General features: G+C 61.6%; 25 protein-coding genes and 2 riboswitches. Of the genes, 15 read left to right on the top strand and 10 right to left on the bottom strand.

The window, feature by feature from the left end; translation table 11 throughout:
* Positions 1–99: 99 nt before the first annotated feature.
* A riboswitch (cyclic di-GMP riboswitch) is annotated at positions 100–186 on the top strand.
* A 37-nt stretch (positions 187–223) separates the two neighbouring features.
* The 3 genes from KJS47_RS17610 to KJS47_RS17600 are packed head-to-tail and all read left to right on the top strand — an operon-like array spanning position 224 to position 2,244.
* A complete protein-coding gene (locus KJS47_RS17610; RefSeq protein ID WP_306433035.1) occupies positions 224–424 on the top strand; it encodes an anti-repressor SinI family protein in 201 nt (66 codons plus the stop codon).
* 27 nt (positions 425–451) lie between these two features.
* The gene (locus KJS47_RS17605) at positions 452–1,552 is read left to right on the top strand and encodes an RAD23 family protein (RefSeq protein ID WP_213526388.1); all 1,101 of its coding nucleotides are present in this window, start codon (positions 452–454) and stop codon (positions 1,550–1,552) included.
* A gap of 14 nt (positions 1,553–1,566) precedes the next feature.
* Positions 1,567–2,244 (top strand): class D sortase, encoded by a 678-nt coding sequence (locus KJS47_RS17600; protein ID WP_213526387.1) that lies wholly within the window; start codon positions 1,567–1,569, stop codon positions 2,242–2,244.
* A 72-nt stretch (positions 2,245–2,316) separates the two neighbouring features.
* Here the strand turns inward: KJS47_RS17600 and KJS47_RS17595 are convergent, their stop codons facing one another.
* Positions 2,317–2,871 carry a dihydrofolate reductase family protein gene (locus tag KJS47_RS17595; RefSeq protein WP_213526386.1) on the bottom strand — a complete coding sequence of 185 codons (555 nt, stop codon included), beginning with the start codon at positions 2,869–2,871 and terminating at the stop codon, positions 2,317–2,319.
* A 222-nt stretch (positions 2,872–3,093) separates the two neighbouring features.
* Between KJS47_RS17595 and KJS47_RS17590 the strand changes: the two genes are divergently transcribed.
* The 5 genes from KJS47_RS17590 (at position 3,094) to KJS47_RS17570 (ending at position 9,012) form a co-directional block, all read left to right on the top strand.
* Complete coding sequence (locus tag KJS47_RS17590) at positions 3,094–3,552, top strand: GNAT family N-acetyltransferase (protein WP_249716511.1); 459 nt, start codon at positions 3,094–3,096, stop codon at positions 3,550–3,552.
* A 57-nt stretch (positions 3,553–3,609) separates the two neighbouring features.
* Positions 3,610–5,367 carry an ABC transporter transmembrane domain-containing protein gene (locus KJS47_RS17585; protein WP_213526384.1) on the top strand — a complete coding sequence of 586 codons (1,758 nt, stop codon included), beginning with the start codon at positions 3,610–3,612 and terminating at the stop codon, positions 5,365–5,367.
* Positions 5,364–7,220: an ABC transporter ATP-binding protein gene (locus KJS47_RS24130; protein WP_249716509.1), complete on the top strand. Its 1,857-nt coding sequence runs from the start codon at positions 5,364–5,366 to the stop codon at positions 7,218–7,220. Before KJS47_RS17585 ends, KJS47_RS24130 begins: the two co-directional genes overlap by 4 nt.
* Positions 7,221–7,368: 148 nt before the next feature.
* Positions 7,369–8,205, top strand: coding sequence for a sulfurtransferase (locus KJS47_RS17575; RefSeq protein ID WP_213526383.1), 837 nt, complete (start codon positions 7,369–7,371; stop codon positions 8,203–8,205).
* Between the two features lie 42 nt (positions 8,206–8,247).
* Positions 8,248–9,012 (top strand): hypothetical protein, encoded by a 765-nt coding sequence (locus KJS47_RS17570; RefSeq protein ID WP_213526382.1) that lies wholly within the window; start codon positions 8,248–8,250, stop codon positions 9,010–9,012.
* A 128-nt stretch (positions 9,013–9,140) separates the two neighbouring features.
* Here the strand turns inward: KJS47_RS17570 and KJS47_RS17565 are convergent, their stop codons facing one another.
* Positions 9,141–10,007, bottom strand: coding sequence for a pentapeptide repeat-containing protein (locus tag KJS47_RS17565; RefSeq protein WP_213526381.1), 867 nt, complete (start codon positions 10,005–10,007; stop codon positions 9,141–9,143).
* A 329-nt stretch (positions 10,008–10,336) separates the two neighbouring features.
* Between KJS47_RS17565 and KJS47_RS17560 the strand changes: the two genes are divergently transcribed.
* Positions 10,337–10,780 carry a PH domain-containing protein gene (locus KJS47_RS17560; protein WP_213526380.1) on the top strand — a complete coding sequence of 148 codons (444 nt, stop codon included), beginning with the start codon at positions 10,337–10,339 and terminating at the stop codon, positions 10,778–10,780.
* A 28-nt stretch (positions 10,781–10,808) separates the two neighbouring features.
* Here the strand turns inward: KJS47_RS17560 and KJS47_RS17555 are convergent, their stop codons facing one another.
* Both KJS47_RS17555 and KJS47_RS17550 read right to left on the bottom strand, forming a co-directional pair.
* Positions 10,809–11,609 (bottom strand): DUF92 domain-containing protein, encoded by an 801-nt coding sequence (locus tag KJS47_RS17555; protein WP_213526696.1) that lies wholly within the window; start codon positions 11,607–11,609, stop codon positions 10,809–10,811.
* A 58-nt stretch (positions 11,610–11,667) separates the two neighbouring features.
* Positions 11,668–12,783, bottom strand: coding sequence for a nitric oxide synthase oxygenase (locus tag KJS47_RS17550; protein ID WP_213526379.1), 1,116 nt, complete (start codon positions 12,781–12,783; stop codon positions 11,668–11,670).
* 236 nt (positions 12,784–13,019) lie between these two features.
* Between KJS47_RS17550 and KJS47_RS17545 the strand changes: the two genes are divergently transcribed.
* Both KJS47_RS17545 and KJS47_RS17540 read left to right on the top strand, forming a co-directional pair.
* A complete protein-coding gene (locus tag KJS47_RS17545) occupies positions 13,020–13,565 on the top strand; it encodes an NUDIX hydrolase (protein ID WP_213526378.1) in 546 nt (181 codons plus the stop codon).
* A gap of 25 nt (positions 13,566–13,590) precedes the next feature.
* Complete coding sequence (locus KJS47_RS17540; protein ID WP_249716507.1) at positions 13,591–14,172, top strand: cyclase family protein; 582 nt, start codon at positions 13,591–13,593, stop codon at positions 14,170–14,172.
* 227 nt (positions 14,173–14,399) lie between these two features.
* On the opposite strand, the gene KJS47_RS17535 is transcribed toward KJS47_RS17540, so the two are convergent.
* The 4 genes from KJS47_RS17535 to KJS47_RS17520 all read right to left on the bottom strand — a co-directional run bounded on the left by KJS47_RS17535 (position 14,400) and on the right by KJS47_RS17520 (position 19,413).
* Positions 14,400–15,536, bottom strand: a complete 1,137-nt coding sequence (locus tag KJS47_RS17535) for a zinc-dependent alcohol dehydrogenase (RefSeq protein ID WP_213526377.1) — start codon at positions 15,534–15,536, stop codon at positions 14,400–14,402.
* A gap of 224 nt (positions 15,537–15,760) precedes the next feature.
* Positions 15,761–16,228 (bottom strand): C40 family peptidase, encoded by a 468-nt coding sequence (locus KJS47_RS17530; RefSeq protein WP_213526376.1) that lies wholly within the window; start codon positions 16,226–16,228, stop codon positions 15,761–15,763.
* 3 nt (positions 16,229–16,231) lie between these two features.
* A riboswitch (cyclic di-AMP (ydaO/yuaA leader) is annotated at positions 16,232–16,369 on the bottom strand.
* A 226-nt stretch (positions 16,370–16,595) separates the two neighbouring features.
* Positions 16,596–17,420, bottom strand: coding sequence for a hypothetical protein (locus tag KJS47_RS17525; protein ID WP_213526375.1), 825 nt, complete (start codon positions 17,418–17,420; stop codon positions 16,596–16,598).
* Between the two features lie 7 nt (positions 17,421–17,427).
* The gene (locus tag KJS47_RS17520) at positions 17,428–19,413 is read right to left on the bottom strand and encodes a M1 family metallopeptidase (protein ID WP_249716506.1); all 1,986 of its coding nucleotides are present in this window, start codon (positions 19,411–19,413) and stop codon (positions 17,428–17,430) included.
* Positions 19,414–19,637: 224 nt separating this feature from the next.
* On the opposite strand from KJS47_RS17520, the gene KJS47_RS17515 reads away from it, so the two are divergent.
* Positions 19,638–20,138: a YwhD family protein gene (locus KJS47_RS17515; protein ID WP_213526373.1), complete on the top strand. Its 501-nt coding sequence runs from the start codon at positions 19,638–19,640 to the stop codon at positions 20,136–20,138.
* A 288-nt stretch (positions 20,139–20,426) separates the two neighbouring features.
* Here KJS47_RS17515 and KJS47_RS17510 read toward each other — a convergent pair whose 3' ends face one another.
* A complete protein-coding gene (locus KJS47_RS17510) occupies positions 20,427–22,499 on the bottom strand; it encodes a transglycosylase domain-containing protein (protein WP_213526372.1) in 2,073 nt (690 codons plus the stop codon).
* 246 nt (positions 22,500–22,745) lie between these two features.
* Here KJS47_RS17510 and speE point away from each other — a divergent pair, with 246 nt between their 5' ends.
* Positions 22,746–23,573 (top strand): polyamine aminopropyltransferase, encoded by an 828-nt coding sequence (gene speE, locus KJS47_RS17505; protein WP_213526371.1) that lies wholly within the window; start codon positions 22,746–22,748, stop codon positions 23,571–23,573.
* Between the two features lie 224 nt (positions 23,574–23,797).
* Positions 23,798–24,235 (top strand): YwiB family protein, encoded by a 438-nt coding sequence (locus KJS47_RS17500; RefSeq protein WP_213526370.1) that lies wholly within the window; start codon positions 23,798–23,800, stop codon positions 24,233–24,235.
* On the opposite strand, the gene KJS47_RS17495 is transcribed toward KJS47_RS17500, so the two are convergent.
* Positions 24,232–25,395, bottom strand: a complete 1,164-nt coding sequence (locus tag KJS47_RS17495) for a S8 family peptidase (protein ID WP_249716502.1) — start codon at positions 25,393–25,395, stop codon at positions 24,232–24,234. The genes KJS47_RS17500 and KJS47_RS17495 overlap by 4 nt on opposite strands.
* 421 nt (positions 25,396–25,816) lie before the next feature.
* Here KJS47_RS17495 and rpoE point away from each other — a divergent pair, with 421 nt between their 5' ends.
* Positions 25,817–26,359 (top strand): DNA-directed RNA polymerase subunit delta, encoded by a 543-nt coding sequence (gene rpoE / locus KJS47_RS17490; RefSeq protein ID WP_213526369.1) that lies wholly within the window; start codon positions 25,817–25,819, stop codon positions 26,357–26,359.
* The last annotated feature ends 176 nt before the right edge of the window (positions 26,360–26,535 follow it).

The raw sequence follows: 26,535 nt of genomic DNA, 5'->3' as shown, positions 1-26,535 counted from the left end.
AGTTTCCATTACCCAGAAGTTCTGACAAACTTTTCCCCAGTGTTCCGTTAAAATGGTGTCCGTAGACGCACCGTTGTCACGGAAAACTGTGCCGCCTATCCAGAACAAAGGAAAACCTGTCTGAAAAGCAGGGGCTCAAAGTCACGGGTCTAAGGTACAAGAGACTAGGACAGCCGGACTGCCTGACAAAGCGGAGACTATGAAACCGCAGGAGGAATCGGTCTTGAGACAAGGAGTCCGCGCCGAGGAGAGCGTATCCGTCGATGCTGAGTGGGTGAGCTTGCTGCTTGCAGCAAAGAAAATGGGATTGACGGTACAGGAAGTACGAGCGTTTTTGATCCGCTCCGCGCAGGGGCGGGATGGCGGGAGGCCGGTGGAAGAACATGAGTGTAGGGAACGAGAGCGGACGCTGGGAGCCCGTTAATATGGTGCAAAGGGTGAAGCCGAAGCCATGAAACGGAAGACGCCGTTTTGGCGAGTGATGCTGGTGTTTTATTGTATGCTGCTGGTCTGGCAGCTGGGCGGCCATATCAACCGGGCCAAAGCCGAAACTGTCAATCTGAAGATCACGACGGATCCGGTCAGCCGGCTGCTGCAGATTTCGAACTGGGGGCCGGGCGACTCGGTCTCCAATGTACTGACGGTCAACAATACGGGAGGGGTTCCCTTCCAGTACGAGCTGACCTCCTCTTATACGGAGGGGGACCGCGGGCTCTACGATCTGCTGACGCTGCGGGTTGAGAGCGGAGCGGGCGTCCTGTACGACGGCCCGATGAAGGATGCGGTGAACCGGACGCTGGGCAGCCTTGATGCGAGCGGGCGCCAGCAGCTGACGTTCACTGCAGGCTTCCCGCTTGAGGCCGGCAACGAGTTTCAGGGCAAGGCGGTCACCGCCGCGTTCGCCTTCGTCGCCTCCCACGATCCGGGGGGCGGCCCGGGAACGCCGACGCCAAGCGGGACGGCGACGCCTTCGCCAACGCCGAGTGGGACGGTAACGCCGACGCCGGGCGGGACGGCGACGCCTTCGCCAACGCCAAGTGGGACGGTATCGCCGACGCCGAGCGGGACGGTAACGCCTAAGCCGTCGCCGAGCGGGACGGTAGCGCCGACCCCGACGCCATCCACCGTGACGGACAATGAGGAGCCGACGCCGTCGCCGACCACGCTGACGCCGACCGGTTCGCCGAAGCCGTCCCTCCAGCCGAGCGCGAGCAGCTCGCCTTCGGCATCGCCGACGCCTGCCGTCACCGGCAAGCCGACGTCGACCCCCGGCGGCAGTGGGAAGCCGACGCCGGCACCCACCGCATCGGCAGGCCCGTCGACATCGCCGAGCGTCTCTCCGGCACCGACCGCGACGGCTGCATCGCCGTCCGCCGTACCGCCGGATAGTCCCCAGAAGCCGCCGGCACCTCCCTCGGGAGGAACGGGGACCGCGGTGCTGATCATGCCGGATACGGCCAATCCTTGGTACAACTGGCTGACGGCTAGCCTAGCGGTAATGGGGCTGACCGGGTACGCGATGTGGAGATGGAGAAGAAAGCGGGAGCAGTAAAGGAGAGGGCTGCCATGAAGAAAGTACCGTTCGCTTATGCAGCGCTGGGTACCGTCTTCGCGGCGGCCCTTGTCGTATGCCTGTATTCGGGCTACCGCATCTGGGAGGCACCGCGCGAGGCGGAGCGCGCCCTGCGCGCCTGGGACAACGGCAGGGACGCAGCCGGAGCCGGCGCGCCGGAAGCCGGGCATGCCGACCCGCCGCTGCCCGATAGCCTCTTCGGACCGGCCGCATCGCCAGGCTCGAACCCTTCCCCACAGGCGGGAGCGTCCGTCCTGACGAAGCCCGCCTACCGTTCGGGCGACCTCGTCGGCAAGCTGGCGGTTCCCAAGCTGGACCGGGTGCTTCCGGTCGTCGAGGGAACGGGCGATGCGGAGCTCAAGCGGGGGGCTGGCCATTACATCGGCAGTGCGCTGCCCGGGGAGACCGGGAATCTCGTTCTGGCCGGACACCGGGATACCGTCTTCCGGCGGCTCGGTGAGCTTAAGCCGGGCGATGCGATCGAGCTGGAGACCCGGGATGGGGTCTACCGGTACATCGTCCGGGGAGCGAGGATCGTCAAAGGGACGGATACGCTGCTTTTGGAGCGAGGGGGAGAAGAGGTTTTGACGCTCATTACCTGCTATCCGTTCTCGTTCATTGGCTCCGCACCGGACCGGTATCTGCTGACAGCCGTCCGGGAGAGCCTCTGACACGAAGACGCCCTCCTGCCTTGTGCGGGAGGGCGTCGTTTTTTTGAAGCTAACCAATACCCATTCCTAGCCTTAGTTCCCATCCCAATGATAGATTAGCTGCACCACACCGGAGGAGAACGTTTTTGACGTCACCAGTTTCAAATTCAGCCTCTGTTTGATATCGAGAAAGAGCGGCTTTCCTTCTCCTAAAACAACAGGATGGACCGACAATCGGAATTCGTCGACAAGCCCTAACTGGATAAAGGTTGTAATAAGATTCGCTCCGCCATACAGCCAGATATCTTTGCCGGGCTTCTGCTTTAATTCCTTTACTGCTTCTACAAGATGGTCGTTGAGGAAGACGGCTTTCTCATCCGTCCCTTTCTGTGTCCGAGAAAATACGTATTTCTCTTTGCTGTGCACGAGCTCCCATAGTTCTTTTTCCGCAGCCGATTGGTCCGGTTCGGGAGTGTATTGTCCCCACTGTTCATAGCTCTTTCTTCCGTACAGAATCGTATCGATTTCATGTAAGAAATCCACAAATCCCATCTCGGCATCCATGATGCACCAATCGACTTCCCCATTCGTTCCCTCAATATACCCGTCTAACGTGACTGCCAAATCCAAACGAATTTTTCGGTTCATAAGGAGTCTCCTTTTGTGATCTATTGATCTAACACCCAGTATAGACGTAAATTAAGTCACCCTATGTCCTATTTCCATCGCTATTTTTCCGCCATTCTGCCTGCTCCTTTTCTGACATCCCATGCGGAACAAGAACAGATCTATATAAGAAAAAAAGGAATGGAGGAAACGGGGGAAATCCGCTAAAATGAAGCCCAACTGCGAGAGGAGAGGATGACATTCATGAAGGCGACGATTCGAAAAGCGGAAGCCGGCGACCGGGAGCAGCTGGCTTCTTTATTGCTTGCTTATATTGTAGGCTTTTACGGCTGCGAGCCTCCGGCGGATCGCGACCTGGCGCTGCTGCAGGACCGGCTGGCCGAGGGAAGCATCGGCTGCCAGTTCGTGGCGGAGCGGGAGGGGACGCTGGTTGGCTTTGCGACACTGTATGGCTCGTACAGCACGCTGCGCGCGAGGCCGGTTGCCGTGCTGAACGATTTGTACGTAGCGGAAGAAGAGCGCGGCCGCGGGCTCGGACAAGGGCTGTTCGAGGCTTGTGCCGCTTACGCGGCGGAGCAGGGCTATGCTTCGATGAGCTGGGAGACGGACCGGGAGAACACGGCGGCTCAGCGGTTCTATGACCGGATGGGGGGCCGTGCGGGCAGCTGGCTCGTCTATTCGCTGGAGCTGGATGGGAGATAGAGGGCCGCTGCCCCGCGCCGGAGGCGAGGGGACAGGCCCGGGAGGGAAGCGGGAGGCATGAAGGTATTCGCGGATTTGTTGTGGTTTTTTCGTATGGAGGCGAAGCGCTATCTCTGGGGAGTCGCGACGCTCGTGCTCGTCAGTCTGCTCCTTCTCGTTCCTCCCTATCTGATCGGGGTTATGGTGGACGGAATCGTGGACGGCACGCTGACGGCGGGCGCACTGACGCGGAACCTGCTGCTGCTCGCCGGCTGCGGACTCATCATGTACGTGCTTCGCTACGTGTGGCGCGTTCTGCTGTACGGAGCAGCGGCCCGGCTCAGCCAGGTGCTGAGAGGCCGGTTGTACGCCACGCTGACCCGGCAGTCGCCTGTGTTCTACCAGCGGCACCGGACGGGCGATCTGATGGCGCGCGCGACAAACGACATTCAGGCCGTCGAGCTGACGGCGGGCGAGGGCGTGCTGACGCTGGTCGACTCTCTCGTCATGGGGCTGACGGTGGTGGCGGCGATGGCGTCGGCGATCAGCTGGAAGCTGACGCTGGTCGCCCTCCTGCCGATGCCGTTCATCGCCTGGTCGACCAGCTATTACGGCAATCTGCTCCACGTCCGGTTCCGGGACGCCCAGGCGGCGTTCTCGGGACTGAACGACAAGGTGCAGGAGACGATGACGGGCATGCGCGTCATCAAGGCGTTCGGGCAGCAGGAGGCGGAGAAGGAAGAGTTCCGCAAGCTGTCCGCCCGGACGGCTGATGCGAACATGGCTGTGGCGCGTGTGGACGCCCTGTTCGATCCGACGATCTCCCTGATCGTCGGGCTGTCCTTCTTCCTGGCGATCGCCTACGGGGCCAAACTGGTCGTGGACGAAGAGCTGACGATCGGGGGACTGACCCAATTCACGATCTATCTTGGCAGCCTAATCTGGCCTATGCTGGCCATCGGGTTCCTCTTCAACATCGTGGAGCGGGGCCGGGCTTCGTACGGCCGGATCAACGAGCTGCTGCAGACGCGGCCGGACGTGCAGGACCGGCCGGGTGCAGCCCACGAAGCGCCGCGCGGAGCCGTCGAGGTGGACCTGCGCTCGTTCACGTATCCGGGCCAGCCGCAGCCGGCACTGCAGAACGTCCGCTTCCGGCTGGAGCCGGGGCAGACGCTTGGCGTCGTCGGCCGGCTCGGCAGCGGCAAGTCGACGCTGCTGCGGCTCTTCCTGCGCGAGTTCGAGGGCGCGGACGGCCTGCTCGCGATCGGGGGCCGGCCGCTCGACGGCTACACGCTGGATGCGCTGCGGGGTGCGATCGGCTACGTGCCGCAGGAGCATGTTCTGTTCTCGGCGACGGTGGCCGAGAACATCGCGTTCGGCCGGGCGGAGGCGAGCCGGGCAGAGATCGAAGCCGCCGCGCGGGCGGCAGAGGTGCACGAGGACATCGTCCGCTTCCCCGACGGCTACGACACGGTCGTCGGCGAGCGGGGCGTGACGCTCTCCGGCGGGCAGAAGCAGCGGCTGTCGATCGCCCGCGCGCTGCTACAGCAGCCGGCGTTCCTGCTGCTCGACGACGCGCTGTCCGCGGTGGACGCGCGGACGGAGCAGGCGATACTGGACGCGCTGCGGGCCGGGCGGACCGGCTGCACGACGCTGATCTCCGCGCACCGGCTCAGCGCGGTGGAGCACGCCGACGTCATCCTCGTGCTGGAGGACGGGCGGCTCGTCGAGCGCGGCACGCACCGTGAGCTGCTGGAGCTCGGCGGCCGTTACGCGGAGATGTACGAGCGGCAGCAGCTGGAGTCGCTTGTGCTGAAAGGAGGCGCGTCCTCATGACGATTCGCCGGTTAATCCGCTACTTAAGGCCGCACCGCCTCGTGCTTGGCGCCGCCTTTGCTCTGCTGCTGCTCGGGACGGCAGCCGATCTGGCCGGTCCGTACCTGGTCAGCCGTTTCATCGACGATTACTTGACGCCGCGCACGTTTCCGAAGGAAGCGATCCTCGGCTTCGCCGGCATTTATTTGACGCTGCATCTCGCTTCGGTGGCGTTCCAATACGGGCAGCTGCTTCTTTTCCAGCGGATCGCGCTGCGGGTCATCCACCGAATGAGGACGGAGGTGTTCGGCAAGGTCCAGCATCTGGGCCTGTCCTTCTTTGACCGGACGCCGGCCGGCACGCTCGTCTCGCGGATCACGAACGACACGGAGGCGGTGAAGGATCTGTACGTCAGCGTCCTGTCGACGTTCGTACAGAATGGCGTCTTCCTCTTGGGTATTTTCGTGGCCATGTTCGTGCTCGACTGGCGGCTGGCGTCGCTCTGTCTCGTGCTGCTGCCGGTGCTGTACCTGCTCATGCGCACGTTCCGCACCTACAGCTCGCGGGTCTACCGGGTGACGCGGGAAAAGCTGGGCGAGCTCAACGGCCTCCTCAGCGAATCGCTGCAGGGGATGAACATCATCCAGGCGCTGCGGCAGGAGGGACGGATGATCCGGCGGGTGGAGCGCCTGAACGAGGAGATCCGTGGCGCGTTTCTGCGCAGCGTCCGGCTCAACGGGCTGCTGCTTCGCCCGGCCGTTGACCTGCTGCGGATTTTGACGCTGATGGGCGTCGTCTCCTTCTTCGCCGGCGCCTCGGCGTCCGGGGCGGTCAAGGTAGGCGTCCTGTACGCCTTCCTGCAGTATCTCGACCGGTTCTTCGAGCCGGTCAACACGATGATGCAGCGGCTTGCCCAGCTGCAGCAGGCGCTGGTCGCCGGCGAGCGCGTGTTCCAGCTGCTGGACACGGACGAATGGGCGCCGGGCGAGAAGCCGGGCGCGCTGCCTGCGGCCGAAGCAGCGGCGGGCGGCGAGGTAAGGACGGCAAGCGGCGCTGGCCTGGATCGGCCGGGAGCCGAGACGGTGCGCGCGGAGGCGGCCTTCCCGGGTGTGCTGCCGCCGGCTTCCGCCGCGGGTCTCATCGAGTTCGACCGCGTGACGTTCTCGTACGACGGCCGGGTCGATGTGCTGCGGGACATCTCCTTTACCGTCCGCCCGGGGGAGACAGTCGCGCTGGTCGGCCACACCGGCAGCGGCAAAAGCTCGATCATCCAGCTGCTGCTTCACTTTTACAATGTGCGCAGCGGGGAGATCCGCATCGACGGCGTGCCGCTCTCCCGCATCGGCAACGACGAGCTGCGGGCGCGCATCGGGCTCGTGCAGCAGGATCCGTTCCTGTTCGCGGGAACGGTCCGCAGCAACATCGCGCTGCATGACGGAGCGGTAACCGAGGAAGCGGTGCGGGAGGCCGTCTCGCTCGTGCAGCTCGAGCCGTTCATCCGGCGCCTGCCTCGCGGCCTCGACGAGCCGGTAGTGGAGCGGGGCGCCGCCTTCTCCAGCGGGGAGCGGCAGCTGCTGTCGTTCGCGCGGACGATCGCGCGGCGGCCGGGCGTGCTGCTGCTGGACGAGGCGACGGCTAACATCGACACCGAGACCGAGGAAGCGATTCAGGCGGCGTTGACGCGGATGAGGGCGGGCCGGACGACGATCGCGATCGCGCACCGGCTGTCGACGATCCAGGACGCCAATCAGATTCTCGTCCTGCACCGGGGCGAGATTGTGGAGCGGGGCACCCATCAGGAACTGCTGCGCCAGGGCGGCTTGTACCGGGCGATGTACCTGCTTCAGCAGGGAGGCGTGGCGGCGAAGGTCTAGCGGAGACGGCCGTCCGGAGGCTTGGATCCGCCGCTGCTTGCGTGCCCCACACCCCTAAGACATAGCAGCAAAGCTGATCGTTCAAGAGGAGGCTGTCCGTGAGGACGGCCTTTGCCGTATAATAGAACCAAAAAAAGGATGTGGGCATATGGCGAATGTAGTCTCCATGGAATGGATTCGCGACCATCTGAACGACGAGTCGCTCGTGCTGGCGGACTGTCGGTTTGCGCTGGGACAGCCGCTGTCGGGACGGAAGGATTACGAGGAGGGGCATCTGCCGGGCGCCGTCTACGTCGATCTGGAACGCGACCTGTCCGGGCCAAAAGCCGAGCACGGCGGCCGGCATCCGCTACCCTCCATCACGGAGCTGGCGGATGTCCTCGGACGCGCGGGCATCGACGGCAGCAAGCGCGTTGTTGCTTACGACGACCAGGGCGGCGCGATGGCGTCGCGTCTGTGGTGGATCCTGAAGTATCTGGGCCATGACAACGTCCAGATTATGGATGGGGGCTTCGGCGCTTGGAAGCGAGAGGGTTACCCAGTAACACTTGATGTTACTGAACTGTACGCGACTACTTTCGAGCCGCAGCCTCGGTCCGAGATGCTGCTGACGATGGAGGAAGTCAAGTCCCGGCTCGGCACGCCCGGCCTGCAGCTGCTGGACTCCCGCGAAGCGAAGCGCTATCGTGGGGAGGAAGAAGCGATTGATCCGGTGGCGGGTCATATTCCGGGTGCGGCGAACTACTTCTGGAAAGACAGCCTGACCGAGCAGGGGACGTGGAAACCCGCCGAGCAGCTGCGCGAACGGTTTAGCAGCCTCTCGCCCGACCGGGAGACCGTCGTCTATTGCGGCTCGGGCGTGACGGCATGCCCGAACATCCTGGCGCTAACCGAGGCCGGCTTCCGGGACATCAAGTTGTATGGTGGCAGCTGGAGCGACTGGATCTCGTATAAGGAGAACCTGATCGCTACGGGAGAAGAGTAAAATTCAGGAGCGCTAATCGAAGGGAATGGCGAGGGTGGAAGCATGCCGACAACCTATATTCTGCTGGCAATCGAAGCGGTATTGCTTCTTGTCCTGATTTTCAACTTGCTGAAGCTGGTCCGGATCTATCGAGGCTTGGGGAAGAACGCCCCCTTTCCCGAGAAGATGCAGCAGACACTTAAGCAAGTGCTTCCCGGACCGGCGGCGGCTGTCATCGCTCGGGAAGTGACGATGTTCTATTACCTGGTTGCCAAGGCACCCGGGGAAGAAGCGGGCGAGGCTTTTTCCTATCATAAGAAGGCAGGATACATAGCCATCCTTATCGTATTTCTATGCGTCATTGGGCTGGAAAGCGCCGGGCTGTTTGTCCTGTTTCACCGGTGGAGCCCCCTTCTTTCCTGGATCCATCTCGCCCTAAACGCGTATGCGGTCCTCTATCTGATCAGCGACTACCGGGCCATCGGTCAGCTGCCGATTGTGTTCAGGGAGGAAGGGGTGGTGATCCGGGTTGGCACCAGAAGGGCGCTGACAGTCCCGTACGCCGCCATCGCTTCGATTCGAGACGGCAGCAGGTTCGAGGAACAGAAGAAGAACAAGGATGTCTTTAAGGCGATGCTGCTAGAATATGAGCCGCCGCAGCTTGAGCTGGCTCTCCGGGAGCCTGTGTCCACTCGAAGCTTTATGGAGACCCGGCAGCGGATCTCCAGCGTCTTTCTTACCGTCGACGATCCGATCGGATTCCGCCAAACGCTGGAAAAGAGGCTTGAAGTTCGGGAAGCGGAGCTCACTCCCGTCACCCGTTCTTAGAGACAACAAACACGCCGCATCCGGCCGATTCCGGATGCGGCGTGTTTCGTTAAGGGAGATAACTGCTGCGGGCGGCACCCTTACAGGGCAAAGCGAGGCGCCGACACTATCCGGCGCACCGGCTGTCCTTACCCCCGTCCGCCGGCGCCCGCCCAATGGTCGGGCCGGTCAAGCGCGGGCGGCAGCTTGGTAGCGGCGTCGCCTTTGGCTGCGTTGATCTGCATCTGGGTGAGGAACAGCGCGCCGGACAGGTTGGCTCCCCGCAGATCCGCGTCCCGCAGGTCAGCGCCGATCAGATCCGCCGTCCGCAGGTCGGCGCCCCGCAGGTCGGCGGCGATCAGGTAAGCGCCGCGCAGATTGGCGAACCGCAGATCGGCTCCCCGCAGCTGGGCACCGATCAGGTCGGCACCGCGGCCGATCGGCTTTTTGGGGCGCTTGATTGGCCCTTTCACGCGGCGGCGGGCGTCCTCCCGGACGAGCTCGCTTGCGGCGAGGAGCAGCCCGTTGATTTTGGCACGATGCGCTCCCGCATCTAGCGACAGCAGGGAGGAGGCGGGGAGGTCGGTGAGCCGAATCGTCTCCTCAAGCGCCAGGGAAAGCTCGGCATGGAGGGATTGGGCCGCCGGCAGCGTGATCGCCTCAGACAGATACCAGAGCAGCTCGTGCAGCTGCCACATGACGGGGAACACCTCGAACATGTCTTTGGCCGTCTCGGCGTCCTGCCGCCAGTCTCGGCCTCCGAACGTCTGCCTGGAAACCTGCTGCCCAGCGCCGAAGCAGTCGTAAACTGTGCAGCCGCGAAATCCCCGGTCGCGGAGCGTGCTGTGCACGCTGCACCGGTAGTCGTTCTGCAGATTGGGGCAGGGGCGGCCGCTTTCTTTATCGATCGCAAAGTCCGAGGAGGCTGCAAAGGGCAGCGCCGTGCAGCACAAGCCGAAGCAGCTCTCGCAGTCGGCCCTCAGACGCAGGCGTAAGGAATCGGTTTGGGTAGTCATGGTCGTTCTCGTTCTCCTTCCGGCTTTCCGTCTTGCCCGGGAAGCCTGTTTTCATTTTAAAACATGGAGAGGGGAGAAGAACAGACCGTTTTTGGACAGTAGAGAACGATGCCGCGAATGCCGAACAGGAGAGACGAAGGCTGTGAACACTACTCGACTGGAACCTCGTGTTATGGCATCACGCACTAGAAGCCGCACACTTTTGCCGGAACCGGCTATCGGAATAGCGGCTGAGCACGCAGGCTTTCCCTCTGCTAGAATGGCAGGAGAAGGCTCTCGGCCGGCAGGCCGCAGAGCCGCAGCGGATAGACGAGACAAGGAGGGATTGGATGAGGTTTGCTGCCAGGAGGGACCGCTGGTTAAGTGTCGTAATTTGGGCGACGGTGGCGCTGCTGCTGCTCTCCGGCCTCTCTCCCTTGGTGGTCGGAGGAGCCGGATGGGTCGGCGGCACGATTCTGTTCTTGGTCTGTGCTTCCTTCGCTTGGCTGACCGGCTCGCTGTGGGTCGCCACCTACTATGAGCTCGGCGAGTCGGAGCTCTATATCCGGATCGGTCCGATGGCCCGCCGGATTCCCTACGAGCAGATTCGCCAGGCCAAGCCGGTGCGCTCCTGGGGCTCCATCGCGGCGACATCTAGACAGAGAGTGGAGATTTTGTATGGAAATTATGAGGTTATCTATGTGTCTCCGCTGGAGCGGGAATTGTTCTTGAAGGAGCTGCAAAAGCGCAGTCCACGGGCCACTATCGAGCTCCGTGAGAACCCAGGCTCTTAGGGGACAGCTTAGAACCCGGCGCCGCTCCTCACAAGAGGGCGGCTGTCAACCATGCCGCCGCGCCTCCGATGAGAGAGCTGCTCAAGTTGACCAGATCGTTCGACATCCAGGCGAAGCCGCCGGCACGGGAGGCGGGCTGCCCGCAATGCTCGCCGACCTCCACCAGCCTGCCGCAGACGCGGCAGCGGTTCATCCGCTGGACGGTCACGCCGAGGAACGAATCCGCGAAGGCACCGGACAGGCCGCCGACGAGGCCTGCCGCGCTGTAAGCCAGGCCATCCGCCTCCAGCCCCGCCCCCTGGGCGAGCAGCCAGCCGCCGGCGCCGATGAGCAGCCCGCCGGCTGCTGCGGCGGCGGAACCGAGCCAGGACACGCCGCCGGATGTGCCGGGGGGCAGCCGTTTGCCGGTCAGCACGGAGCGGGGAGGCCGGCGGCTCAGGCTGCCGAGCTCCGTCGCCCACGTGTCCGCGGTGACGGTCGCCATGACGCCGAGGAACAGAAGCGCCCAAGCCTCAGCCGGATAGGCGGCATGCAGCAGGACGAGCAACATGCCGATCCCCCCGTTGGCGAACACCTGGCCGGCGTCCCGGCGGCCGGTTTTGGCGTAGGAGAGCTCGAGGTCTGCCTTTCGCCTCTTGCCCAGCTTGGACAGCAGGGAAGAGGAGATGAAGAAGAGCAGCAGCGTCCCGAACCAGAAGACATTTCCCGCTCCGTAATACACCGTACCCATCAGGATGGCGGCCGCCGCCCCAGACAAGGATAGCGATCGTTTCCAATAAGCCGCTCCCGCGACCAGCAGGGCGCCGAGTGCGCCGATTGCCCAATTCACCATGCATCCCTCCATAAGTTAGCGTCAGCAGGCTCCTCCGCTCCAAGCAGACGGGCCTTTATTCGTAAGGCGTCGGTTGATGGACGAAGCCGGGATAGACCTGCCGGTCCTCTAACCGGCTGTGAAAAACGGAGGTCGTCGCTGGGGAGAGCGGCGGGATGAGCCAGGACCACCGGCCGGTGACGGCTCTTCCTTCCTTCTCCTCGTTGCGCTGGAATACCTCGAACTGTTGGGCGGCCGTGTGATGGTCGACAATGCTGACGCCGCGCTCGCGGTAGGAATGCAGTACCGCGGCATTCAGCTCGACCAGTGCCCGGTCCTTCCAGAGGGAGGCGTTGGAGCTCGTCTCGAGCCCCATCCCCTCGGCGACGCGGGGCAGCAGGTTATAGCGAAACGGATCGGCCAGATTGCGGGCGCCGATCTCGGTCCCCATGTACCAGCCGTTGAAGGGAGCGGCCGGATAGGCGATGCCTCCGATCTCGAGCCGCATGTCGGTCAGAAGCGGTACGGCATACCACTTCACCTCTTCGCCCTGGAACAGATCGTAGTCCGGGTGGCGGATAGGCACCTCCAGCACAAGCTCCCGCGGCAGCTCGAACAGGCGCGGCGGAGCGCCGTCCGTCTGAACAACGAGCGGCAGCAGATCGAATGCGGTGCCTTCGCCCCGCCAGCCGAGAGCTTCGCACGCGCGCGTGAACGCGACCGAATGAGGATCGCCGAGCACAGACCCGTCCGGTCTTGCATAGCCGGCGTAGCGCAGCAGCTGATGGTTCCAGATGCGCACAGGCTCGCGACCCGGCTCCGCCGGCCGGAACGCGGTGAGCGCGGGACGAATCTCGCCGCCGTTCGTCGCATAAGCGAGATGGCGGAGCAGCGCTTCGTAGACGGCCTCCGGCGTCTCCGCCTCGCGGGCGTCGAAGACTGCGAGCCGGTTCCAGAAGAGCCGGCCGATGCAGCGGTTCGCGTTGCGCCACGCCATCCTCGCGCCGTGCGCCAGCTCCTCGTTCGTATGGGCGTAAGTGCCCTGCTCCCGGATACTCCGGCGGACCTCGCGGATCCGGTGCTCCGTCTCGCCGGGGGAGCGGCCGAGCTCGCGGCCGCAGTCCGTCAGGAAGATCTCCGCCTCGCGGAGAAGGTGCGGGATGTCTGTCTGATTGGTGGTCGTGCTAGTCATAAGGAAGCCTCCGTTGCGGTAGCATGCTGTCGCTATTAGGCTATTGAAGATTGGCCGGCAAGTCAATGGCGGGCACAAAACCGTAACAATGGCGCATGAGCGGCGGCCTGTCCCCGCTTGCTAAGAGTCTTTTTGGAAAAAGCAGTTCAACCTATGTCGCTGGAAGGAAACGGCCGAGCAGACAGAGAAAGGAAGGGGGGACGAACGAAATTCCCTGCATAGAAAGGAACGGCGCGATGTATGTCAACGTTAGGGCAATTATAGAAGGCGGCGATGCGGCCGACCCGCGCATTCTCATCCAAACGAGGACGAAGCCGGGAGAGGGGCGGAGATGCCTCGAGCTGCCAGGCGGCAGGCTGGAAGAATACGAGTCCATGCTGGAGGGGCTCAAGCGGGAGGTGCTTGAGGAGACGGGGCTGACCGTGACCGCTATAGAAGGGCTGGACGACAAGCTGGATACCGATGCGGGGGAGACGAACGTGGAGTGTCTGCGTCCGTTTGCCGTTTACCAGACGACCAAAGGCCCGGTTGATTCGATGGGCGTCTATTTCCGCTGCCGGGCGGAAGGAGACCTGCTGCAGGAGGGGGACGACACGGCGGAGATCCGCTGGATCGGTCTCGCCGAATTGGAGGAGCTGGCCAGCAGGCAGCCCGATGCGTTCTGCTGGGTCGATCGGGCGGGAGTTCTCTTTTACCTGGCCCATCGCAGGCAAGAGCTGTCGGCAGGCGGGTCGGTGAACGATACAGGATGGAGACGAGGAGGACCAGCCAATACTCATTGATCTGACTCATCTTATTGAAGACGGCTTGCCCGTCTATCCAGGAGATTCCGCGACTGAGCTGGTGCGCACGAAGACGTGGGAAAGAGACAAGCACACGAACCACCGGCTGACGATCAACATGCACGCAGGCACGCATATCGACGGGCCGATGCATTTGAGCGCCAGCACGACCTATCTGAATGAACTGCCGGCAGAGACGTTCGTAGGCGAGGGCTGCCTGCTGGACGTCCGGGGAGAAGCCGTGATCGGCTGCCGTGACGAGTATGAGGACCGAATTCAGGAGGGGCAGATCGTGCTCCTCTATACCGGGCATGGGGAGCGGTTCGCGGAGGCAGATTATTTCTCCGCCCATCCCGTTGTCGGGGAGGAGCTCGCCGAACTGTTCGTGCGCAAACGTGTGAAGATGGTCGGCATGGACCTCCCGTCGCCGGACCGACCGCCGTTCGCCGTCCATCGGCTGTTGTTCCGCCACGGCATTCTCCTGCTGGAGAACTTGGCGAATCTGGACCGACTGGCGGATGCGAAAGCGGAAGCGTTCGAGGTGATAGCCCTGCCCCTCAAAATCCGGGCGGATTCGTCTCCGGCACGTGTGCTGGCGCGGGTGTGAGGCGCGCTTCTCTTCTCCGCCGGACGGCTGATGCATCTGGCCAGCAGGCGAGGTGCCTTATCGTCGCCGGACACGCCACGGTCCTCGGCCCTTGGTCCAGATGGCGGGGCACTCTCCTCCAAACCCGAACAAACAGCTATCCGGCGGATAGCTGCTTGTTTTAATATGTCGGATAGGGCGTCCAGCCTACAACGTCTCGCCTTTCCCGTCCCTGCGTGCCGACCCGGCTACGGCTTGAGGACGACCTTGATGCAGTCCTCCTCCTTGTCGTCGAACACCTTGTATGCATGCGCGGCGTCATGCAGGCTGAGCCGGTGCGTAATAATATCGGTCGGATCGATTTCGCCGGTTTTCAGCTGCTTGTACAGCTGCGGCATGAAGTGGATAACCGGCGCCTGGCCCATCCGCACGTTGACGTTGCGCTCGAACAGATGGCCGAGCGGGAAGGCGTTATACTTGAGGCCGTACACGCCGACGAGCTGAATGGTGCCGCCCTTGCGGACGACATCAGCCGCGATCTCGAAGGCGCTCAGGGAGCCGCCCTGCAGCTTCAGCGCCGTCTCGACCTTGTCCACAATCGACTTCTTGGCGTCCATGCCGACGCAGTCGACGACGACGTCCGCGCCGCCTCCGGTCGCTTCCTTGAGCGTTTCCGTGATGGTCCTATCCTTCTCGAAGTTATAGGTCTCCACCTTATTCGTGCGCTTGGCATGAGCCAGCCGGTAGTCGACGTGGTCGACGGCGATGACACGGTTTGCGCCTCTCTGCCAGGCGAATTTCTGCGTCAGCAGCCCGACCGGGCCGCAGCCGAGCACGATGACCGTGTCCCCCGGCTTCACGCCGCCGTTTACGACGCCCCAATAGGCGGTCGGCAAAATGTCCGAGAGGAAGAGCAGCTTCTCGTCCTCCATCTCGGCATCCTCGGGAACCGGGAACGGCACGAAGTTGCCGAACGGCACCCGGAGCAGCTCGGCCTGTCCGCCGGCATAGCCTCCGTAAGTATTAGAGTAGCCGAAATAGCCGCCCGTATCTTTGGCGGTATTGGCATTGTCGCATTGGCTTTCAAGCTCGTGCCTGCAGTAGAAGCATTCGCCGCAGGCTACATTGAACGGCACGATGACGCGGTCGCCTTTTTTGACTCTCGTCACGTCGGGGCCGACCTCCTCGACGATGCCCATCGGCTCGTGGCCAATGACGTATCCATCGGGCATGCCCGGAATCATGCCGTGGTAGATGTGCAGATCCGAGCCGCATATCGCAGTCGTCGTGATCCGCACGATGACGTCGTCCTTTTTGATCAGCTTCGGATCCTCGGTTTCCTTGACCTCGACCTGCTTCATTCCCTGATAAGTGACGGCTTTCATAAACGCGCTCCTTCCATGGGAAATTGGGACACACCCCATATATTTTACCCGAATTTGCCAGGGAGGAACCGGATCACGTGGCAGGAGGCCGTCCCTGTTCGTCCCGCGCCGCCGGAATTGTCGATAGGCTTAAGTTTGCCGTAAGCCGGGAAGATGTCCAGACACGGCAAAACCCGGGGCCGGCGGAAGCCGGGGCCCGGGTTTTGTCGTCTGCTTGTCGTTGCTTAGTTGTCGGTCATCAGCTGCTCATAAGCTGCATCGTCCAGCACGCGCCGGGCGGTGACGTATCTCTTGGCATAATACGATTCGTTCAGACCGTTGATCGTGACGCCTTTGTTCGTCGCGGAGTGAGCGAACTTCCCGTTGCCGACATAAATGCCGACGTGAGAGATGCTCTTGCCGTCCGTGTTGAAGAACACGAGATCGCCGGGACGAAGATCGGACTTGTCCACCCATGCGCCCTCAAGCGCTTGGGTCTTGGAGCTGCGGGACAGCTCAATGCCGAAGCCGTCAAAGACGTACGAGGTGAATCCCGAGCAGTCAAAGCCTCTTAGCGTAGTGCCTCCGTACTTGTAGGGGGTACCCATGAGTGCGTTGACCGATGCGCTGAGCGGCGTCTCGGCGGAGGCGTTTCCGACCATGATGCCCAATAGCAAGACCAAGCTGAAAAGACCTGCGACTGCTTTCTTCAAACAAAATACTCCTTCCACTTGCCTACGAGGTTAGCTGAGGGTTCGGTTGAAGGCACCCTATGATTCCTTGCGTCCAGAATCAATTCACCCGGAGTTTGGTTCCCCCGTTTCCTGAGAACAGAAATTCGGCATGCTTGTCTTTTTTTCAAACCTGGGGATACATATTCTGCATAATGTTAGAAAATCCTTCTTCTTTTTCAAGTTAAGCGCATACATTTTTTCCAAACGGCGAAATTTCTGTATCCGAGACGAAGGAAGAAGGCCAAAACGCGAAAAAACATCCGGAATTCGGATGTTTCTCCATAATATGTCAGTAAGTGGTGTTTGGCGTCGCATGACCTAGGTCCACGGAAGTCAACCCCGACAACTACCCGGTCTTGCGGACATAAAGCGAATGCTGGCTGGTGACCGCCCACACGTCCAGGAAGGTCTCGGCGAACCGGAACAGCTGGTAGAGCACGAGTGCCCAGAAGCCGGCCCACAGGTAGGAAGCGGTCAGCACCACAAGGGACGCGAGCCAGCCGGCAGCGAGCAGCGTCAGGCTGATGAGAAGAACCGGGACGAACGCCCGGAGAAAGACGCCGAGCGCAGCGAGCGGCGAACGCTCCGAAAGCCGGCCGAACTGGAGATACATGATCAGCAGCTTGACGAGGAAGCAGTAGGCCAGCGTGCCGCCGATCCACGGGAGGGCATTTAGCAGAATGCCCTCGTAGGAAGAGCCGGCCGACCAGACCCTCCGGAGCGCCGGCAGGAGCACCAGGTAGCCCGGAATCCCAATCAGCGCCGTCTGGAGCAGATAATAGAGGAAGAACGGCCGGGCGAGCTCCCTGATGCCTTTGAAGAAGCGGTAACCCGGATTGAGGCGGGTATGGGCGATAGAGTAATACAGGCCGGCGTTCAGCAAGGGGGTCAACAGCATGCGGGCGGCCAGGAGAGCGAGCAGCAGCCAGACGTAGGGCATGACGATGTCGGTCTTCAGCAGACGGAACTGGCTCTCGGCGAGAAACAGCCGGAATTGCCCGGGGTCCGTCGATTCGTTCGGGAAGCGGTACATGAGCGGCTCGACCACCGACTTGACGAGCGCGAATAGGGCGAAGCCCCAGGCGAACCGATACAGGAACAGGGCGGTTACGGCGAACGGCTGCTTCCAGGCCGAAGCGCCGCCATCCTTCACATCTTGCCACATAGCCATTTTCACCTCACCAGGCGACCGAGCCGAACAGCGACTCGATCAGTTTGACAATGCCGCCGTTCCAGCGGGCGCTCCACCTTGGGTCGATGGATGCGTTCCGGTAATTGTTGATGTGCTGATTCTCGAGCAGGAGCGTTCGTTCGGGATCGATCAGAACACGGACGACGGGCGAAGGATGGGTGACCGTGTACACGACCCGGCTGCCCTGGCTATCCCACACCTTGTCGAGATGCGAGCCGTCGGCGAAGTAGAACCGGACCGGCACCGCCGGATAGGGAGCCCCCTGCTGGCTGATCACAACCTCATTGTCGTAGACAGTCCTGCCGTCCTTGGCCGTCTCCCGGACCCGGATGCTATCCACGGCATAGTCGACCATCTGGCTGCCGTAGACGAACTGGCTGAAGAACGGGTCCCAGCTTTTCTTGGTGACCGACTCGAGGACGGTCTGGAAATCGCGGGTGGACGGGTGCCGGAATTTCCATTTGTCGAAATACGTCCGCATGACCTTGGCCATCTGGTCGCTGCCAATCTCCGCCTCGATCGCCCGCAGCACGAGCTTCGCCCGCGTGTACACATTGTCCGCATACTCCGCGTGGCTGCCATAGTCCCAGGAGTTGCGGAGCAGAGGGGCGGGAGACGTCATGTAGCCGGCCTCCAGCGCCAGATCGGACTTCACCCCGTATTCGCGCTCCATCACCTTGTCCTCGGCATAAGAGGTGAATCCTTCGTCCAGCCAAGCCTCCTCGAATTCGTTGGAGGCGACCATGCCGTACCAGTATTGGTGGCCGATCTCATGTACGACTACCCGCTCGAGGTCGAGCGTAGGCGTCCCGGGCGATGCGGCCCAAGAGGTGATGAGCGTCGGATACTCCATGCCGGCAGCCCCGCCTGCCCCTTCGGGAGGCACCACGATCGACAGCGTCGAATAGGGATACGGACCGTACCATTCGCTGAACCGGGCGAGCGCTTTCTTGGCGGCCTGCATATAGCGGGCCTTGTAGGGAGCATGCTGGGGATCGAGGTACAGCTTGATTTTCAGCCCCGGAATGTTTGGCGCAGAGAACGACTCCTCGGCGTACTGAAAATTCGGGGACGCCGCCCAGGCGAAGTCGTGCACGTCGTCGGCATAGAATCGGTACGTTTTCGCCCCGTCCTTTTCGGCCGCGGGCTTGGTCGGGAAGCCCGTAGCGGCGACCGTGTAGGAAGAGGGCACCTTGATCTTGACGTCGAAGATGCCAAAGTCGGCATAGAACTCCGAATTGCCGTGGTACTGGTGCAGATTCCAGCCCTCGTCCGTCCGTCCTCGGGTCCCTGCCGGCTCATAGACGGCGAGCTTGGGGAACCATTGGCCGGCCATGTAGAAGTCCCCCTTGTAGCCCATCCGCGCGAACACCTCCGGCATCCGGACGGCAAAATCGAGCGACAGCGTTACCTTCTCGCCCGGCATGACGGGCTTCGGCAGGGTGAGCTTCATCAGCGTGCGGTCGTTCTCGTTGCCGTCGTCGGGCCGGACGTAGGAGATGCGTCCGAGCAGGTCGCCGCCTTCCGGCGTCTTGACCGCCAGCACCTCCATGCTGCCGAACCCGTCCGCCTTTTGCTCGTCCGAACGCAGCTTGCCGCCCGATTCCTTCAGGAAGGTGGTCTTCTTGGATTCGAAAGCGTTCGGGTAGAGGTGAAAATACAGTTCCCCGACGGGCTGTTTGCCGGGATTGGTCCAGGTAACCGATTCGCTTCCCTGGAGCGAGCGGGTCTCGGTCTGGAGCGCCACCGACATATGGTACTCTACCAGCCGGTTGCTGAGGGCGGGTGGAGCGGCAGGCGCAGGCTTGGGGCTGTCCAGGGATACCGGCTCCTTCTGCAGAGGATCATAGAAGCCCGCTGCCGGGTGATGGTGTTCGGGTACAAGCTTGACGAGTCCCGCCGCGGACAACACGCAGCAGAGGAGAGCGGCCGACCCCCACCGGACGGCGCGGCTTTTGAGCAACGATTTCATCGAATTCCCCCCGTTGACAAGCATCTACAGCATGTATATGTGGGGGGACAGGGGAATATTTCTGCTCTCGGACAATTCGGAGGACGGGCCTTGAAGGAGGGAGCTGCCGAGAGGAAGCCAGGGAGGCAAAAAGGGCCGAATACGAGCGATACGTTGAAATCACGGCCTGAAGTCCGATACAATAGGGGCAGAAGCCCGATTATGATGAAAACGGATGGTGACTTATGGATACCAGCGAAAAAGGCAAAAAGCTGAACGCGTTGAATATAGTGAGCGGCACGGTCAACCACAAAGGGTTCGGTGCCGGGTCGATCGACCTGAATAACGTTTCTTCCATTATTATCGACGGAGACGAAGCGTACGTGGACAACGGCGCGCTGCATGCGAAGAGCAAGGTGGAGAAACGCATCAAATTCGTGACGAGCAAGGACGAGGTGCCGAACGGCCGCAAATGCTTCATTGTCTGGGTGGCCGTCGATAAGAATGAGACCGGGTCTTATTACGGCGGCGTGGCGGCCTGTGAGATGCTGGTCGATCCGGAGGCGCGCCGCGGATGGAAGATTCTTGCCGACCATGTCAACCGGATGGACAAAGCGATGAAGCGGCAGGTGCTGGTCGAGAATCTCGACGAGCGGGAGAAGGCGCTGCTGAAGCAGGCGCTTGTGGAGTTCAACGAGACCTGGTGGAACAACTCGTCCGACCAGCTCAAGGAAGCACTCGCGTAGCCGGCCGACGGGCGGTGGGAGCAGCTTCGGGCAATTGTGTCGAAATTGTGACATCCGTTGTGAAGACTACCCAATGGGGCTATACTAGGAAAAGTATATTTTGCATAATATACTAGGACAGCAAAGAAGCAGACTTGGTCTGCTTTTTTGTGTATAAAGTTACAAATAAAGCAGACTTGGTCTGCTTTTTTGTGTATAAAGCTACAAACAAAGCAGACCAAGTCTGCCCCACATAAAAGCCCCGATCGCCTATCCGGCAATCGGGGCTTTTGGCGCCAGCGGCGCGGGTTATTCGTTCCACCACCGCTTGAGGTCGTCCCACCACGAGCGGGTGCCGCCGGACGCGTCCGGCTTGGGCTGGCCGACCGTCGTGGTCTCCGCGCAGTACGTCGTCGGCTCCGTCCCGCTAATGAACGCCTCGAGCCGCGAATTCGGGCAGGCGTCGTTGGCGAGCTTGCCGGTGACGGGGTCGATGTAGACGCTGACGACTCCCTGCGGCACCGGGAACAGCTTGGGCGGGACGGGATCGAGCGTCTTTTCCATATATTCCGCGAAGATCGGCGCGGCTTGGTACGAATCAAGCGAGCTGACGATCCTTCCCTTGTCGTAGCCGACCCAGACGGCGGTGGACAGCTCGGGCGTGTAGCCGACCATCCAGGCGTCGGTGTCTGTCGAGCCCGTCTTGCCTGCGACGGGCCGCTTGAGGAGGTCGGAGACGCGGCTGCCGGTTCCCCCTTCCTCAAAGACGCTCTCCATCAGGTTGGTCAGTACATACGTATAGGAGGCTTCTGCGACGCGCTCCTGCTTGGGCTTCGCTTCGTACAGCACCTTCCCTTTGGCGTTGGTCACCTTGAGCACGGCCGTCGGCTCGACCCGCACGCCCTGGTTGGCGAGGATGGCGAAGGCCGAGGCCATCTCCATCGGGCTGACCGGGAAGGTGCCGAGCGCGAGCGAGGGCAGTGGCGACAATGGGCTCGTGATGCCCATCCGCCGGGCGGTCTCGATCACCTTGTCCGGCCCCACGTCGAGCAGCGTGTGGACAGCATAGATATTGTCCGACTTGGCTAGCGCTTGGCGCATGTCGATGTAGTCGTTGGCGAAGTGGTTGTTGAAGTTGCTCGGCTTGTACACCTTCTTCCCGTTATCGTACGGGAATTCGGTCGGCTCGCTTTTGTACTTGGTCAGCGGAGTGAACCGGTTCTGCAGCGCCGTCAGGTAGACGATCGGCTTGAACGACGACCCTGGCTGACGGGTGGTGGCAAACACGCGGTTGAACTGGTTCTTCTCGTAATCCCGCCCGCCGACCAACGCCTTCACGTAACCGGTCCGGGGATCGAGGGAGACGAGCGCGCCCTGCAGCTCCGTGTCCTTACCCAGATGCTTGGCCAGAGCTTCCTCCGCATTTTTCTGCGCGCGCTTGTCCAGCGTCGTATAGATGCGGATGCCGCCTCCGTCGAACAGCGATTCGCTGATGCCGAGCTCCTCGGTAACGAACTGCCGGACATAATCCTGGAAGTAGGGGGCCTCAGACGGCGGCGCGGCCTGCTGATCCTTATAATGAAGCTCCTGCCGGGCGGCCTCGTCGGCCTGCTGCTTCGTGATGAAGCCCTGTTCGGCCATGGCGTTCAAGATGAGCTTCTGCCTTGCTTTTGCATTCTCGGGATTCAAGAACGGCGAGAAGTATTTGGGCCCCTTCGGGATTCCGGCGAGCATGGCGCTCTCGGCGAGCGACAGCTCCTTGGCGGGCTTGCCAAAATACAGCTCCGAGGCGGCCTGCGCTCCGTAGGTGGAGAAGCCGTAATAGATCTGATTAAGATACTGCTCGAGAATCTGCTCCTTGCTGAGCTGCAGCTCGAGCTGGACGGCGTAGACCGCTTCCTTCAGCTTGCGGTCCCAGGTCCGGTCGTGGTTCAGGTAGAGATTGCGCGCCAGCTGCTGCGTAATCGTGCTCGCGCCCTGATCGAGACTGAGCGTCTTCAGGTCGGTCCAGACGGCGCGGGCGAGTCCCCGCGGGTCGATGCCGAAGTGATCGTAGAAGCGCTGATCCTCGATGGCGAGCGTCGCCTGAACGAGCGTCGGAGCCAACTCCTTCAGCGGCACGACCTGACGGTTCTGTCCGGCCGAGTAGGAACGGATCAGATCCCCGTGCAAATCGTAAATCTCGGAATTTTGCTGAACCGTGGAGACGGGAAGCGCCTGGGAGCGCAGATAGAGGAGAGCGATGCCGAGGACCACCGCCCCCACGACGGAGGCGGAGGCCGCAAGCGCCAGCCACCGCCTGATCCGCCTAGCCGCGCGCAGCAGCGCGCTCTCCGCCTCGTAGTCGGCTTGCTCTCTTGTCGTCCGGGGCCGTCTTGCCATGCCGGCGCCTCCCCTCCCTTTTTCTCTCGCTTAACGCATCCTAGTAAGTAGTATGGAAAAAGGTGGAGACGGCTATACGGCGGGACGGAATTATTATTTTGGGCCGTTTGCTTTTTCGGAACGATCAACTATAATACAAGGGAATGTGCCGGGTCAGGCGGTTCCGATGTCTTGATTGCGGTTAAGAATACTAGGAAATCCGGTCGGCGGACGTTTGCCATTACATAGGAAAGAGGGATTGCCATCATGGAATTGTGGTACACGGAGAAACAAACCGAGAACTTCGGCATTACGGCCAAAATCAAGGAAACGCTGGTAACGGAGAAGACGGACTTTCAGGACTTGGCGATTATCGATACGGTCGAATTCGGACGGATGCTCGTGCTAGACGGCATGGTCATGACGACGGTGAAGGATGAGTTCGTCTACCATGAGATGGTCACCCATCCGGCTCTCTTCACGCATCCTAACCCGAAAAAGGTGCTCGTGGTGGGCGGCGGCGACGGCGGCGTCATCCGCGAGGTGATGAAGCATCCCAAGGTCGAGAAGGCTGTGCTGGTCGACATCGACGGCAAAGTCATTGAATATTCGAAGAAATTTCTGCCGGAGATTGCCGGAGAGCTCGACAATCCCCGCGTCGAGGTGCTCGTGAACGACGGATACATGCATATTCACGACCACAAGAATGAGTACGACGTAATCATGGTCGACTCTACGGAGCCGGTCGGTCCAGCCGTCGAGCTGTTCAGCCGCGGCTTCTACCAGGGCATCTACGAAGCGCTCAAGGATGACGGCATCTTCGTCGCCCAGACGGACAATCCTTGGTTCAAGGCGGATCTGATCCGCCAGGTCAACAAGGACGTGCGGGAGATCTTCCCGATCGTGCGCGTATACGGCGCGAACATCCCGACGTACCCGAGCGGCCTGTGGACGTTCACGATGGGCAGCAAGACGTACGATCCGCTCGAGGTAGACGAGGCGTCCATTCCGGAGATCGAAACCAAGTACTACTCGCCGAGACTGCACAAAGCTGCATTCTGCCTGCCTAAGTTCGTCGAGGATCTCTGCAAGTAAGGTTCCGGCGCATGCCCCGGCTGGGAAATAGGAAGGCGGGGCCAAGCAGCTGTCGTGCCGAGCTCCGGCGTCGGAGCCGGCCGCGGCTTGGCCGCTGCCTCTGTCCGGATCCCCGCAGCGGGCTACGGAGAGGCTGAAGCAACGCCCAAAAAAAGGCGGCCCTGTGAGGCCGCCTTTTTAGATTAGGCTGCCGGAGGGCATCCGGCAGCAAAGGAGGATAGCCGATGGCGGAAGAACCCAACGCCCATCGCCGTATAGCGCTGACGGTCTCAAGCGTCAGCGGGCATGACCGGATCCGCCGCCGAACCCAAGCGGATCTGTATTATCGGAACGGACGGTGGTTCGTCCGTTACGAGGAACCGTCCGCCGAGATGGGGCGGACAATGACAACCGTCCGGATCGACCCGCGGCAGATCCGGGTGGTGCGCCACGGCGACGTCCGCTCGGAGCAGACGTTCGTCCGGGACGAGCGGCATCCGGGCTACTACGAGACGGCGCAGGGCCGGCTCCCGCTCGCCGTGCGGACGCGCGAGCTCGAGGCGGGCCTGTCGGCCGACGGATTCGGCACGGTCGCCTGGTCATACGACCTTGAGGTGTCGGACGAGCCGGCGGGACGATTCCGGCTGGTACTCAAGCTAGAGCCCGGGCCGGAGCTCGATTAAGAAGAATACAGCGACCGGAACGCCGTGAGTGCGTTCAACTCGCCGGTATCGACCGATGCCGGCTTTTTGCGTCCGATCGGGGTAGCTGTTTGGCGGAGAAGTTCGCGGATCGCCGGTCCGGACATGCGGGGACGGGCCGACAGCAGGAGGGCGATCGCTCCGGTGACATGGGAGGTCGCCATGGAAGTGCCACTCAGTTCGTGGTAGCCGCCGTTCATCCAGGAGGAATAGATGGCCTCGCCGGGTGCGTACAGATCAATCCGCTTGCTGCGATTGCTGAACGGTGCGACCCGCTTCTGCTTGGTGGTGGCACCGACGGCGAGCACATCCGGGAGCTTGGCCGGGTAATCGAGCTTTCCCTTCTTGCCGTCGTTGCCGGAGGAGGCGACGACGAGAATTCCGGCGTCGATCGCCTGCTGGATGGCTTGCTCGAGTGCCTTCGAGGAGGTTTTCATCCCGAAGCTCATATTGATGATGTCCATCCGTTGGCGGATGCACCATTCAATCGCGTACACGATATCGGCGATGTAGGCCGTTCCGTTATGATCGAACGCCTTCACCGCGTAGAGAGACGCCTCGGGCGCCACTCCGAGAAGGCCGGCCTGACGGGAATGGGCGGCTATGGTGCCGGCGATATGCGTCCCGTGTCCGTTGTCGTCTCGCGGGAGCATATGCCGATGGACGATGTTGATGCCGCCCGCGACGGTGCCCTGCAGATCGGGGTGCATGTAGTCGATGCCCGTGTCTATGACCCCAATTTTCACTTCCTGACCGGCCGAGCGCTTCCAGACAGAGGGGGCCTTAATCTTGCGGACGCCCCAGGGGATGTGCTGGTCGCGTACTTTAAGAGGCTGCGCGGAAGGGCGGAGAGGAACGGTAGGGAGCCCGTGGATCTGCACCGGACGGTCGTCCTCCTCGATCTCAAGGAAAGGGAGCCGGTGCCGAGTCTTCTCCGGCGAACGGAGGGAGCAGGCGAAGCCGTGTATGGACGGAAGCGGCTGAAGGAACGGACCGCCGGACGAAGGCGGGGCCAGCTCTTCCAGGAGAGCGAGGCACCGGCGGTAATCGTCGTCCGACTGGAGGCGGAGAATATGCCTCGTCTCGGTGGTCCCGGGAAGAAGCTCTTCCTGAAGCGAACGGATCAGATCCCTTTCCATCATCCAAGACTCCTTTGCCGAGAGATACCATCTGTCGATATCCTATGAGACGGACCTCTCGAAGGCATCGGATGATCGCCCTGCCGTCGGACATTTCCGCTCCGCCCGGTGGCAGCGGCCCGGGCGGCGGCATACGATAGGGCAAGGGATAGCTTCCTGCTGCGGGGAGCTCCCATCCGGAAGCCGGAGGCGTCCCGAGGATACAGTCGCAAAACGGAAGCGGGCGGCTTCCGTTTGCTCCATGCCCGGCGGACAAGCCTTCATGGCGGACCGGGAGAGGAACGGGCCATGCCGGCGGCGGCAAAGCGCGGCGGGATGCCGGGTTTGCCCAGTTGCATTTTTGTATAAAATAGGGTTTACTATAGGATGATATCGAGCGCAATCGAAGCGGAATCGTTAATCAGCCCGAAGGGATGTGTCATGCATGAGCAGCCAATACGAGCTTCGTATACCGGTCGAACAAGCCAAAGAAATGCCGATGGTCGATCTCGCCTTCCTGGTGTTGAAGGCGGCGAACACGCCGTTCTACTACCGTGACCTGATGCAGGAGATCGCCAAGATCAAGGGCTTCACCGAAGAGGAAGTAATGGACGTAATCGCCCATCTGTACACCGAGATCAACGTGGACGGCCGCTTTGCCTGCGTCGGCAGCAATCTGTGGGGACTGAAGCGCTGGTACCCGGTCGACAACAAGATGGAAGAAGGCATGGGTGCCGTCAAGCGTCCGAGAATCATCAACGACGACGACGACGATCTCGACGATGAGGACTACCACGAGGAAGAGGAAACTTTTACTGCCGACGACGAAGACTTCGACTCCTTCGACGAGGACCGCGAGGAAGTCGAGTCCGAGGAGGAAGACGAGTTCTACGGCGAGGAAGACAGCGAAGAAGTAGGCGAGGAAGAAGAGTCCGAGGGAGAAGAGGCCGAGGAAGAAGAGGAATTAGAAGACGAGGAAGAACGGTAAGAAGAGGCTCTCCCTCTCACTTGACAAGCCTACCTCCGCCAAGTAAACTATTGCATGGGCTAGAAAAACGTATGGAAACGAATAATTTTTTAACCAACAAAGTGCCCCGTTCCCGGAACGGGTGTCACTTTTATTTTTTTGGCATGAATCCGCCTGCTTTCTTCAAACTAAGGAAC

It is taken from the genome of Paenibacillus sp. J31TS4 (assembly GCF_018403265.1).
Lineage (GTDB): Bacteria > Bacillota > Bacilli > Paenibacillales > NBRC-103111 > J31TS4.
The sequence above is the reverse complement of the archived record's forward strand: the minus strand, read 5'-3'. Positions and strand labels throughout refer to the sequence as shown.